This is a genomic window from Murimonas intestini, from assembly GCF_024622195.1.
Taxonomy (GTDB): Bacteria; Bacillota; Clostridia; order Lachnospirales; family Lachnospiraceae; genus Murimonas; species Murimonas intestini.
In genome coordinates this window covers 63,907-76,085 of the sequence record NZ_JANKBI010000007.1, presented here as the reverse complement: position 1 = coordinate 76,085, position 12,179 = coordinate 63,907, and the positions used below count along the sequence as shown (strand labels likewise).

9 protein-coding genes are annotated in these 12,179 nt (G+C 49.5%); 7 read left to right on the top strand and 2 right to left on the bottom strand.

Annotation, left to right across the window (positions count from 1 at the left end; all coding sequences use genetic code 11):
• The first annotated feature begins 171 nt into the window (after positions 1–171).
• Positions 172–1,032, top strand: a complete 861-nt coding sequence (locus tag NSB28_RS12165; RefSeq protein WP_109626786.1) for a LysR family transcriptional regulator — start codon at positions 172–174, stop codon at positions 1,030–1,032.
• Positions 1,033–1,169: 137 nt separating this feature from the next.
• Here the strand turns inward: NSB28_RS12165 and NSB28_RS12160 are convergent, their stop codons facing one another.
• Positions 1,170–2,492: a sensor histidine kinase gene (locus NSB28_RS12160; RefSeq protein ID WP_109626783.1), complete on the bottom strand. Its 1,323-nt coding sequence runs from the start codon at positions 2,490–2,492 to the stop codon at positions 1,170–1,172.
• Positions 2,485–3,168, bottom strand: a complete 684-nt coding sequence (locus tag NSB28_RS12155) for a response regulator transcription factor (RefSeq protein WP_109626781.1) — start codon at positions 3,166–3,168, stop codon at positions 2,485–2,487. Before NSB28_RS12155 ends, NSB28_RS12160 begins: the two co-directional genes overlap by 8 nt.
• Before the next feature lie 399 nt (positions 3,169–3,567).
• On the opposite strand from NSB28_RS12155, the gene NSB28_RS12150 reads away from it, so the two are divergent.
• From NSB28_RS12150 to NSB28_RS12125, 6 genes are all read left to right on the top strand, one after another.
• Positions 3,568–4,605 carry a hypothetical protein gene (locus tag NSB28_RS12150; protein WP_109626779.1) on the top strand — a complete coding sequence of 346 codons (1,038 nt, stop codon included), beginning with the start codon at positions 3,568–3,570 and terminating at the stop codon, positions 4,603–4,605.
• Between the two features lie 99 nt (positions 4,606–4,704).
• Entirely contained in the window at positions 4,705–7,047 is a 2,343-nt protein-coding gene (locus NSB28_RS12145; protein WP_109626777.1) for an extracellular solute-binding protein, read from the top strand.
• A gap of 19 nt (positions 7,048–7,066) precedes the next feature.
• The gene (locus NSB28_RS12140) at positions 7,067–7,954 is read left to right on the top strand and encodes a carbohydrate ABC transporter permease (RefSeq protein WP_109626775.1); all 888 of its coding nucleotides are present in this window, start codon (positions 7,067–7,069) and stop codon (positions 7,952–7,954) included.
• 4 nt (positions 7,955–7,958) lie between these two features.
• Positions 7,959–8,816 (top strand): carbohydrate ABC transporter permease, encoded by an 858-nt coding sequence (locus NSB28_RS12135; protein ID WP_257497694.1) that lies wholly within the window; start codon positions 7,959–7,961, stop codon positions 8,814–8,816.
• Positions 8,817–8,832: 16 nt separating this feature from the next.
• Complete coding sequence (locus tag NSB28_RS12130) at positions 8,833–11,088, top strand: efflux RND transporter periplasmic adaptor subunit (RefSeq protein WP_109626773.1); 2,256 nt, start codon at positions 8,833–8,835, stop codon at positions 11,086–11,088.
• On the top strand, positions 11,069–12,139 hold the full coding sequence (locus tag NSB28_RS12125; protein ID WP_109626771.1) for an ABC transporter permease: 1,071 nt from the start codon (positions 11,069–11,071) through the stop codon (positions 12,137–12,139). The genes NSB28_RS12130 and NSB28_RS12125 overlap by 20 nt, the downstream gene beginning before the upstream one ends.
• Positions 12,140–12,179: the final 40 nt, after the last annotated feature.

The window sequence follows — 12,179 nt, the reverse complement described above, 5'->3', positions numbered from 1 at the left end:
GCGGAACAGTGGAAGGCTGAACTGTTACGAAAATTTGACTGCGGCAGTCTGTCTTGACTTATTATAGAACCGAATTTATAATTTGTATAATGAATATTAATGATTGATATAATCGAAAATTTAAATTGTCATATAATAATGATGCGGGGCTGAGATAAAAGGAGAATACAGATGGATACTGAGAATCTGAAAACATTTCTGGTACTGGCAGAGCTGAAAAATTTTACGCAGACTGCGGACCAGTGCTTTGTGGCACAGTCTACTGTGACTAACAGGATCATGGAACTGGAGAAGGAGATAGGAAAAGTCCTTTTTGTGAGAAAGAAAAGAGGGGTGGAGCTGACTGAGGAGGGGAAATATTTCCTGTCTTATGCCCGGCGTATAGTGGAACTGGAGAATTCCGCCGTATCAGGGCTGCAGCATTTTCCGGATTATTCGTGCAGCCTGCGTATCGGGTCAGTGAATACTGTCTATGACTGCCATATGCTGCCTGTTCTTTCAGAATATCTGAAGAGCCATTCCCAGATAGCAGTCAAAGTGATCGTGGACCATTCAAATGTGCTCTACAGGATGCTGCAGGACGGGACTCTGGATGTGATTTTTACTTTTCTCGGATCAAAGAAAAAGGGGTGCGTCAGCAGGCTCTTTAAAACGGATGAGCTGGTGCTGGTGACCGGCGCGGCTAACAGGGAGTTTGAGAAGGGGATCAGAAGGGAAGAGCTCTGCGGCATCTATTATCTGTACTGTGATTTTGTGATCCAGGAGGGCGCCGTATCTATCAGGGAGATTTTTCCGAAGAACTATCCGTTTCCCTTTGAGATAGACAAGAGCACAAAGCTGCTCCCGTATCTGCTGGACGGCATCGGCTACACCTTTCTGCCGCGAAGCTTTGTAAAAGAATATCTGGACGGGGGAAAGCTTTTAGAGATACCGCTTCTGGATTTCGAAGCTCCTGAGATCAAAAGCTATGTGATGGCCCTGGAAAAAAGGGCGAAGGAAAAACATGTGGCGGATTTTCTGGATATGGTATAAAAAAACCCCCTAAACGGAGGGAGAGCCAGCACCCTCGCAGGATGCTGGCGGATTATGAAAAAGTATATTATCAGTGTTGCTTGCTTTGTACCTTTCGTACAATATATACTATAAAGCAGAATTGTGACAAGAGTGTGTTATGTGCTTGAACAATTTGTGAAAGTATTTTGAACAGGCAGTACGACTGTGAAGGTGGCGCCGCCGCCCGGCGTGTCCTTTACCTGTATCCTGCCCTTGTGCAGTTTGACGATCTCCTGGGCAATACATAGGCCAAGTCCAAAATGAGATTTACTTTTATGGGACTTATCTGTCCTGTAGAAACGCTCAAATACAGCCTCCTTCTGGTCATCTGGAATACCGGGTCCGTTGTCGGCCACAGTATAGCTGAGCTTTGAACATGAGCGGGCCAGGCTGAGAGTGATCTGCCCGCCTTTTGGAGTATAGCTCATTGCATTATCTATAAGGATGGAGAGGACCTGGGCAATACGCTCCCCGTCCATAGAACATGCAGGGCAGTCCTCATCCGGGATATTTACAGACAGCCTGAGCCCTTTTTGGCTGGCCAGGCTCTCGAATTTCTCATATGTCTGCAGCAGCAGGGTGTCAGGTTCCACGTTGGAAGCATGTATGCTCCAGCTGCGGTTGTCAGCATTGGCAAGGCTTAACATATCCCCGATCAGGCGTGACATACGCTGTCCCTCAGCCTGTATTGTGTCAGAAAAGGCCTCGGCCTGCTCTTTATCAGCCATCTTCATAGCGGAGAGGCTGGAGAGGATGACTGTCAGCGGAGAGCGCAGCTCATGGGAAGCAGCGGCGATGAACTGAGACTGCCTTTCCCGGCTCTCTCTTATAGGTTTTATCATCCTCTTGGTGAAGTGCCAGGAAAAGAGGAACAGCAGCAGAACGGCCAATACGTCTATGGAGGCAAACAGCAGGCGCTGGTGCCGCAGCTCTTTTTCCTGGGCGTCCAGAGAATAGAGGGCTGTGACATTCAGGACTCCGTTTTTCTTTGGTATGAGGGCAACGGAGGCGTAGTATTCACCGGAATCTTCTCCGTGCATCTTGAATTCAGCATGGTTATAGGACAGCTCTCTGTAGGACAGGTCACTGCTGTCGATCCCGTATTTCCTGTAAGCTATGTCTCTGGCCTGTTCAAAAAGTTCTGGGGGATACTCGTCACTGCTGCCCAGGCGCTGGGAAAAGAGAGGATTACCATTGTCCAGGATATGCATTTTCAGATGATATGTGCTTTCCATCTGCAGAAGCCACTGATGGGAGATCACATTCTGTTCTTCAAAATATGAGAAGATAGAAGTCAGATTATCTGAAAAGGATATATAGCTCCTCTCCTTCGTATTACGCTCTGCGATCAGAAGGCAGAGACATGTCATGGAAATGAGGATCAGGCTGGTGATAAGGGTGCAGAAAAATGTCATCTGCCTGTGAAGTTTTTTAAACATCCCCTTCCTCCAGGCAGTAGCCAACGCCCCGGACAGTCTTCAGGCTCAGGGTGCTTCCTGCCTGTTTTAAGCGTCTTCTTATAAAATGTATATAATTGTCAAGATTGCCATCCTCCACTCCGGCATCAGGCCCCCACACCTTTGTGAGTATTGTATTCCTGGGAAGTATCTGGCCGGGATTGCGAAGAAAGAGTTCCAGGAGAGTCCCTTCCCTTTTAGACAGCGTGCATATGCAGTTTCCAGATCTGAAGAGCTGATTGCTGGCGGCGTCATAAAGGATATCCCCGAAAGTCAGCTGGCTGCTGCTCTCCCAGGTGCGGGGGCGGCGGCAGATGCTGCGGATCCTTGCCATCAGCTCCTGGAATGCGAATGGTTTTACGATATAGTCGTCAGCCCCGCAGTCCAGTCCCGTTATCCTGTCATTTAATTCTCCCAGGGCAGTTACCAGGATCACGGGAGTGTTGATATGTTCCGCCCTCATAGTCCCCAGGACCCGCAGCCCGTCTATCAGAGGTATCATCCTGTCTAAAAGTATCACATCGTGGGCCTGTTCACGAATGAAGTGAAGGCCATCCTCGCCGTCATGGCAGACGTCAACATTTATCTTTTCTTTTTCTAACTGAAAGCTTAAAGACTCACAGAGCTTTTCATCATCCTCAATAATCAGTACCCTCATAATACCCTCCTCCTAGATGCCCCCGCTGCCTGCAGCGCTGCAAATTTGATGCCCATTGCCTGCGTCGCTGCAGATTTGATGCCCCATTTCCTGCGGCGGGGTTTTTGATTCACAGCTAATGCAGCTATTATACATGATTTTCCGGTCCGCAGGATAGGGGAAAAGTTCATAGAAATAAGGAATCTTATGAAGTGTGAATTTGGATAAATCTCTGAAATTTATTTTTTGGCCCGAAATTTTTGATTTTAGAGAAAACTTAGAGGAAAGGGTGATAAGATGATGACAATGGTTTGAAAATATTCACAGCCATGATCAGAGAGCAGTGCCCGGACTTGAGTATGTGCCGGATTGATGTATGCAGGAACTGGGTGAGGATGAAGCCGTTGCGGGAGGAAGACTATGAAAGAAAAATGGGTGCTGGCCGGGCTGCTTGCGGCAGCCGTTGGTATAATGACTGGATGCAGTGGGGGTGAGGGACAGAATAATAAAGACTCGAATGAAGCAGAAACCACAAAAGGGAGGTATGTGGAAGAAGAGTGCAGCCTGCCTGATGAAATAGGAAGAATTATGGATCTGGCCGGTACAGGCGGGCAGAATGTGAGAATGGTAGCGGATACCGGCGTATATGATTCAGCCGATGGAGGAAGGTCATGGCAGGCATGTTCTGAAATAAGTGAGGAAAAGGCCAGGAAAATCACTGGCGGCATATCCTGCGCCGCTGTGAGCAGTACGGGCGATATCGCCGCTGCATACATGGACGGACAGAATGCAAATGTGGAGATCCTGACAGGTGACAGGGAAAGCGGCCCGGTTGAAGTGGGGCAGGCTGTAATTACATCTGTTATGTTTTCGGGAGAGAAGGACGTGGCGGCCGTTGATGTAGAAGAGAACATTATGATGGTAGATATGGCAGCAGACACGTCAGTAAATATTATTCCGGCGGATGACGGACAGAGGACAGGGATTGCATGTATTGGGGAGCAGATCCTGGTGCAGAGTGTTAACAGCGCCCAATTATATGATAAGAAGGGCAGCAGCCTTCAGACAGATGAGGTCCTTATCAGTCTTGTCAAAGAGAATAAGCAGCAGCCTGGAATATCAGGGGCCAGAAATTCTTTGATAGCCTCCCAACCTGATGGGAAAGGATTATTTTACTGCAGCAGGAAGGGGCTGTACAGCTACAGGCTTGGCGGTACCACAGCGGAACAATTGATTGACGGCAGTATGACGTCAATAGGGAGTCCGAAATTGTATTTCACAGGGATGGCTGCAAAAGAAGATGGATCCGTCCTGGTCTCGTATATGGATGGAAACGGGAAGCCCCTGCTGAAGAATTATGTTTACTCGGAGAGCGCTGACACTGTCCAGGGGAAGGAACTGACGGTCTACTCACTGTATGATGACCCTGTGCTGCGCCAGGCAGAACAGCGTACCTAAAAGAAGAGACAGGTCTGGACGAAGCGGCAGAAAGAATTAAAAGCCAGATATCAATTTACCTGGCGGAATAAGAGCAGAATAAAATGAGGTGAAATTATTATGAGAAAATTTGTCAAAAACCTGATCAGCAGAACTGTTTGCCTGACTGCGGCGGCAGCGCTGGCGCTCTCGGGCCTGGCAGGGTGCAGCGGCGGCAGTGAGAGCGATACAAAACAGCAGGAAAGTGAAAAAACCTCCGGTGACGGGAAGAGCAGCGCGGGAGGCAGCGGGAGTATGGGAAGGTATCTGGAAGAAGAGGTAAGCCTTCCGGAAGGTACAAACCGCATATATGATATGAAAAAGACGGAAGACGGAGGAATATGGACAGCAGTCCGGACAGAAACAAATCTGTCTGCCTGGAAGACAAAAGACGCAGGCGGCAGCTGGGAGAAAGTTTATGATTTGCCCATGGAAGTACTGGAAAAGGGAAGCGTGCTGCAGATAGCTATAGCGCCTGACGGTGAAATGTTTTGCCAGACAGGTATTTCAGCAGGAGAAGATCTGGAGTACCATTACTGGAAACTGGATAAAGAAGGAAAGGCATCGGAGATATCACTCGCACTGAGTAAAACACTTGAAGAGGATGCTATGCAGGGAATGTCAAATTCCCTTTATGAATTTGTATACACAAGTTCAGGTGATCTTGCCGGACTGGACTATGCGGGCAAGGTATATCTGTTCGACACAGGCACAGGAGAAGTAAAACAAAATTATGACAGCGCAGAACATGTTTATTCAATGGCCTGTCTGGGGGAAGAACTGCTTCTGCAGACAAAGTCAGATGTTCTGACAGTGGAGATAGAGAGCGGCAAGACAAAAGAGACGGATGAGAAGCTGAAGGAAGCCCTGCTGAATAATTCTTTTGCGGGGAGCGGCTTTGGCGGCGCCGGGAATATTTTATTTGAGCAGGGAAAAGACGGATATCATTTTTATGCAGATTCAGATGGAATCTACAGCTGGCAGCAGGGAGGCAATGTCTGCGACCAGGTAGTGAACGGCGCTCTTACAACGCTCTCCGATCCCAGCCTGGGACTGATCAGCCTGGCAGCCATGGATGACGACAGCTTTATGCTGGCAAGTGAGGATGGAAACGGGAATCCAAAGCTGCTGCATTATGTATATTCTGCGGACACTCCTTCTGTACCGGAGACTGAGCTGAAGATCTACAGTCTGAGAGACAGCAATGAATTAAGGCAGATCCTCTCTAAATTCCAGAAGGATAATCCGAACATTCTGGCGACACTCCAGCTGGGCATGACGGGAGAAGATGCTGTCACAGCTTCGGATGCGCTGAGGACGCTGGCTACAGATATATTGGCCGGGAAAGGGCCGGACGTGCTGATCCTGGATGGTATGCCGGTAGATTCCTATATTGAAAAAGGGCTGCTTTCAGACATCAGTGAAGTGGTGGAAAAAGCAAAGGAAAAAGACGGCATGTTTGAACAGATTGCGGGGGCGTTTGCGGGGGATGGTACTTACTATGCTGTGCCCACAAGGTTTGCAATTCCTGTGATACAGGGATATACAGAATCTGTTGACAAGATCAGTGACTTTAAAAGTCTGATAGAGACAGCGGCAGCGGTTAAGGAGAAATATCCTGATGCAGCAAGCGTGATGGGAACTATGGATGCAAGGTCAATGGCAGCGAGGCTTATGGGGGTATGTTCACCAGCCTGGCAGAAAGAAGACGGAACCCTTGACGAGGCATTGCTTCAGGAATTTTTTGAAGGACTTTCACAGATGTATGCTCTGGACAAGGATTACAGAGAAATAAATTCCGGAAACATATATGGAACTAATATGCAGGGGACGGCATCAGATACTGCCAACAGCCTTGAATCGCTGGTACTCCTGACCAAGTCAGCCCTGCTGAATCCTGGCATGTTGTATGGGCTTCATGATTATTCATATCTCACATCAGTGGATACGTCTGCCGGAAATACGTCTGAGAACAAGATGAACGGCCAGGCTGCCGATGTATTTATACCTCTTTCAGTAGCCGGCGTCAGCAGTAAGAGCACACACAGGGAAGAAGCCGTGGGGCTTCTGGAATATATGCTGGGAACAGAGGGACAGAGTGTTTCTCAGGGAGAAGGTTTTCCTGTCAACAGAGCGGCCTTTGACAAGATCCTGGCTGAAGAGCCGCCGGAAGGTAAAAGTGAGGGGATAACTATCTCGAGCGATGATGGAATGGATCTGAATCTCAGCATAGAGCTGCCTTCTGAAGAAAAGAGGCAGGCGCTGAAAACATGGGCTGAATCACTGAAAATACCTGCAGTCACTGACACTGTAGTAAAAGAGGCGGTACTGGAACAGGCACAGAGATGTCTTGAAGAGGGGATAAGCCCGAAGGATGCCGCAAAAAATGTGGTTCAGAAGGTCAACCTCTACCTCTCTGAGTAGGAAGCGGCCGGATACGCCTATGAAGAAAATAAAAGGCTGTTTTCCTGTTTTAAAGAGACAGGGACACGGCGGCAAAAAGGAGTGGGCAGGGATATTATTTATCCTGCCCAGTTTCATAGGGACGGGAATCTTTGTACTGATCCCGTTTGCAGATGTGGTGAGGAGGTCGTTCACAGAGTCCATCAGCGGGAAATGGTCAGGTTTAGAAAATTACAGAGCAGTATTTGCCACTCCCGCTTTCAGGCTGGCGGCATCTAATACGGCACGTTTTACAGCTGTATGTATCCCTCTTCTGATCATGTTATCGCTGCTGCTGGCTATTTTCCTGCAGAGGCAGGGAAAGGCAGGAAGCCTGCTCAAAAGCGCGTTCCTTGTGCCTATGGCTATTCCCGTTGCATCTGTAGTCCTGCTTTGGAGGGTCCTGTTTGACAACCAGGGAATATTAAACGGAATGCTTCAGAGGCTGGGAATGGCGGGCAGCGACTGGATGAACGGAGGAACAGCCTTCTGGGTCCTGGTCTTCAGCTATATCTGGAGAAATTTGGGTTATGATGTGGTGCTGTGGATGGCAGGCCTCTCAGGGATATCTGAGAGTATCTATGAGGCGGCGAGGGTAGACGGGGCTGGAGAGTGGAAATGTTTCTGGAAAATAACACTGCCAAATCTGCTGCCGTCTATGTTTACAATAGCGGTGCTGTCATTGCTGAATTCCTTTAAGGTATTCAGAGAAGCATATCTGGTGGCCGGGGATTATCCCGATGAAAGTATGTATATGCTGCAGCACCTGCTCAGTAACTGGTTTAGGGAACTGTCCATGGATAAGATGGCCGCGGCATCTGTGATAAACGGGCTTGTCATTTTTGTACTGATCTTACTTTTGAAAAAAGCATGGGAAAAGGAAGGATGAGGGTGTGAGAAAAAGCAAAAAAATAATCCATTTCATCATTATATCTTTTCTCGGAATTCTTGGATTTACAGCGTGTTATCCGGTGCTGTTCCTTTTGACTGGTTCACTGATGGGGGCGGTGGAACTGACAGACCGCCTGGGCCCTGCATTGGGCGGAGCAGGCGGCTATGTCAGCTGGCGTCTGCTGCCTGTCTATCCCACGTTAAAGGCCTATGTAAACCTGCTGATAGACTCGCCGGAGTTTTTTGTAATGTTCTGGAATTCCATAAAGCTGACAGGAGCTATCCTGGCCGGTCAGCTTCTGGTGGGCGTGCCTGCAGCCTGGGGATTTGCAAAATTCAGGTTTCCCTTCAAAAAGGCCCTTTTTATGGTGTATATCCTGCTAATGATGATGCCGTTTCAGGTGATGATGCTTTCTAATTATCTTGTCCTGGATAAGCTCCATTTGATCGATACGCATCTGGGGATCATTCTTCCGGCGGTATTTTCCACATTTCCGGTTTTTATCATGTACCGTTTTTTTGAAAGCGTGCCAGATGCAGTCATTGAGTCGGCCAGGATCGACGGGGCCGGGAATTTTCAGATTTTCTTTTATCTGGGTATCCCCTTAGGCTCAGCAGGGATCATCTCAGCAATGGTACTGGGATTTTTGGAATACTGGAACCTGATTGAGCAGCCCCTTACCTTTTTAAAAACAAAATCGCTCTGGCCTTTATCACTTTTTCTGCCCAATATCGGGCTGAATGAGGCCGGAATAGCATTTACCACTTCGGTAGTGGTACTTCTGCCGGCCATGCTGGTATTTCTGGCAGGGCAGGACTATCTGGAACAGGGAATCGTAGCGGCGGCAGTAAAGGAATGATACAGGAGGATGACAGATGAGCAGAAAAAAATTAGTCAGTATATTGGCGGGATTTCTGGCCTGTATGCTGTTATTTACCATATTGTCAAGGGCTGCTGACAGTGCGGGGATCGCAAATGTACAGGCAGAGATACCTAAGAATATATCCCTGGACCACAGTGTTTCGGGCAGCGGAAAAGTAGTCCAGAGCAGAGAAGAGGCGGTGAGCACTTTGCCGGATATAAAAGTGGATACGATCTATGTGAGTGTGGGGAGTCAGGTGGAGGCCAATGCAGCGCTGTTTGATCTGAATATGGAAGACATTCGGGAACAGCTGCTAAAAAAGAAACAGGAGCTGAAGAAGATGCAGCTGCAGGCTAAGGATACCCAGAGCAGAAATGCAGCTGACGCCCAGAAGAAAGCTATTTCACAGAACCAGGCAGCCCAGGATCTGGGATTGGCAGAAGAGCGGGGAAATCAGGATATTAACGCGGCGGCCCAGAACCTGGAGACGGCAAAGCAGAAGCTGGAGGAATACAGAAAGAGCCAGGGGAAAGATACAGGGGCGGATGATACTGTAAGAAAACAGCTGGAGACGGCAGTGGCGGAGAAGACGGCAGCCCTCAAGTCAGCCCAGGATGAACTTATGGCACTGAGGGAAGAGATAGAACAGGAAGTAAAGCAGGCAGTAGAGGCCCAGAATAATGCAAACATGAGTGAGGCGGAGGAGCAGAAGAAAAAAGAAGAATCAGAGAAGGCGGCGCTGGAGGAACAGCAGCGCCAGTCCGAATCCCAGAAGGCGGCGGAGGAAGAACAGCAGCGCCAGTCCGAATCCCAGAAGGCGGCGGAGGAAGAACAGCAGCGCCAGTCCGAATCCCAGAAAGCGGCGGAGGAAGAGCAGCAGCGCCAGTCCGAATCCCAAAAGGCAGCGGAGGAAGAACAGCGGCGCCAGTCCGAATCCCAGAAGGCAGCGGAGGAAGAACAGCGCCGCCAGTCCGAGGCCCAGAAGGCGGCGGAGGAAGAACAGCGGCGCCAGTCTGAGGCCCAGAAGGCAGCGGAGGAAGAGCAGCGGCGCCAGTCCGAATCCCAGAAGGCGGCAGAGGAAGAACAGCGGCGCCAGTCTGAGGCCCAGAGGGCAGCGGAGGAAGAACAGCAGCGCCAGGCCGAAGCTCAGAGAGCAGCAGATGCGCTGCCCCGGGAACAGTCATATGAGACAGGAGAACAGCCGTCACTGGAGCCGGACAATACGTCGGCGCAGGCAAAGCTGTGGAAACCATCATTGAGCATGGTAGGCAGTTCACAGACCACGGCAGCAGATCCCGCCCAGGCGGAACAGGATGTCAGAAATTCATACCAGGCAGATCTGGATGCGGCAGAGCAAAAGGTGTCAGATGCCCGGACAGCACTGGAAAATGCAGAGGCAGCGCTTTCGGCTTACGAAAAAGAGAAGCTGGAACAGGAAGCGGCAAATGCAGGGCAGGAAGAGCAGCAGCTCATAGAAGCTGTCCAGTCCAGCCAGCAGGCATATGACGCCGCTGTCCTCTCAAAGAAACAGAGCGTCACGTCTGCAGCACATTCCCTGGAGAGCGCGGGTGCACCGGACGGCAGTGACAGCAGCGCAGAGATCAGCGCACTGGAGCAGGAGGCTCTGGAGCTTGAGATCACGAAGCTGGAGAGGCTGGAAAAAGAAAACGGACAGATAAAAGCGCCTATAGCCGGAATCATTACAAAGCTTTCACTGACTACAGGAGATAAGACACCAGATGGAATGGCAGTGCTGATGGCGGATACATCAGCAGGAAATAAATTTACGGCCCAGATACCTGCGGGACAGGAAAAATATATTGCCCGCAATGACGAGGTGACACTGAAGCCGTCAGGAGCGGGAAAACAGCCCATAACGGGTCTGAAAGTTGAGTCGGTGAGTATGAGTGAAGCATCGGAAGATATGCTGGATGTGACTGTAAACCTTCCGGCGGATGCCCTGGAGATCGGTGAGGCTGCGGAATTCAAAGTGGAGAAGATTTCTAAAGCATATCCTCTGTGTGTGCCGATCAGTGCTGTCAACGAGGACAGTAAAGAAAAATTTGTCTATGTCCTGCAGGAGACTGATTCAGTGCTGGGGACTGAACTGACAGTAAGAAAGGTAGCAGTTAAAATCCTGGATAAAAATGAGTCTTATGCAGCGCTGGAGGAAGGAAGCATCAGCAGTGACCAGAAGATCATAACAGGATCTGACAAGAATCTCTCAGAAGGAAGCAGGGTGAGGCTGAATGATACGGGAGCGAAGTAAGATATATCTCGTTATTTCTATGGCCATGCTTATCGTACTGATTCTCTGCTATGGGATGGCGGTAGGAAGTTACATAGAGCTGAGAAAAAATACAAAAGATACAGTGACGGCAATCCTGGATAACGGAATTACGGGAGAGAGAATAAGGGAGATCATAAAAACAGAGCAGGAACAGGATAAAACTGTACTTTTTGCAGCGTGGAAGGAAGAGCACAATGTGACGGCGGCCGGGCAGGAAGGCATCCGCAGCACTGGTTTGAACCTCATAAAGGCCCAGGGCAGCCTGCAGCTCATATTTGGAACAGGCAGTGTATTAGATGAGGATGACATGTCGGGATGCCTGCTGTCGGAGAAGGCTGCGGAAGCCCTCTTTGGAAGCTCTGACGCAGCCGGAAAAACAGTGGTCTGCCGGGACAGAGAATATACAGTCAGGGGAATCTTAAAGGCAGATGCCCCTGTCCTGGCGGTGAGAGGCTTTAATGGCGGTCAGGAGAAGGGCGCTGCATACGGTGATGCGCCGGGGTCCGGCAAAGATACGGCAGAGAGCGCAGAGATGCTCACACTGGGGGCAAAAGACAGCCTTAAAGAGTTTATGGTGCGGCACAGCCTGAGCGGCAGGATACTGGAGCTCTCCCTTCTGGCTGAGATTGCTCAGATATTTGTGATCATTCTGCCGGTGGTTACGGCGGGCTGCCTTGCAGCTGTGCTTGTAAGAGGCCTGCTGATGAATATAAGAATGAGAAAAAGGCTGCTTCCGGCAGTGTGGGCACTGCTGCTTATCATTGTGGCGGCAGTCTTGTTTATTACAATATCAAAAGTACTTCATATACCTTCTGACATTATCCCTACAAAGTGGTCAGACTTTGGTTTCTGGTCTGCGTGGTTTAAGGAAAAAAGAGAGGCCTTCCTCTTTCTGCTCCAGGCAGGAAAGAGTTATGAGCAGGCCGCAGACATTCTGCTGTTTGCCAGATGTGCAGGACTTAGCATGATCTCATTTGTGCTGTATTTCTTCTGCGCAAGGAATTGTTTCCTTTCGGACTGTGACGTGTGAATAGTAACCTTAGTAGTTACTATGAAAATTCCCGCCAGTA

Excerpts from the sequence above, each read along its gene's own strand:
- NSB28_RS12130 (WP_109626773.1), top strand. The coding sequence starts at position 8,833 with ATGAGCAGAAAAAAATTAGTCAGTATATTGGCGGGATTTCTGGCCTGT.
- NSB28_RS12145 (WP_109626777.1), top strand. The coding sequence starts at position 4,705 with ATGAGAAAATTTGTCAAAAACCTGATCAGCAGAACTGTTTGCCTGACT.
- NSB28_RS12160 (WP_109626783.1), bottom strand. The coding sequence starts at position 2,492 with ATGTTTAAAAAACTTCACAGGCAGATGACATTTTTCTGCACCCTTATC.
- NSB28_RS12150 (WP_109626779.1), top strand. The coding sequence starts at position 3,568 with ATGAAAGAAAAATGGGTGCTGGCCGGGCTGCTTGCGGCAGCCGTTGGT.
- NSB28_RS12125 (WP_109626771.1), top strand. The coding sequence starts at position 11,069 with ATGATACGGGAGCGAAGTAAGATATATCTCGTTATTTCTATGGCCATG.
- NSB28_RS12140 (WP_109626775.1), top strand. The coding sequence starts at position 7,067 with ATGAAGAAAATAAAAGGCTGTTTTCCTGTTTTAAAGAGACAGGGACAC.
- NSB28_RS12165 (WP_109626786.1), top strand. The coding sequence starts at position 172 with ATGGATACTGAGAATCTGAAAACATTTCTGGTACTGGCAGAGCTGAAA.
- NSB28_RS12155 (WP_109626781.1), bottom strand. The coding sequence starts at position 3,168 with ATGAGGGTACTGATTATTGAGGATGATGAAAAGCTCTGTGAGTCTTTA.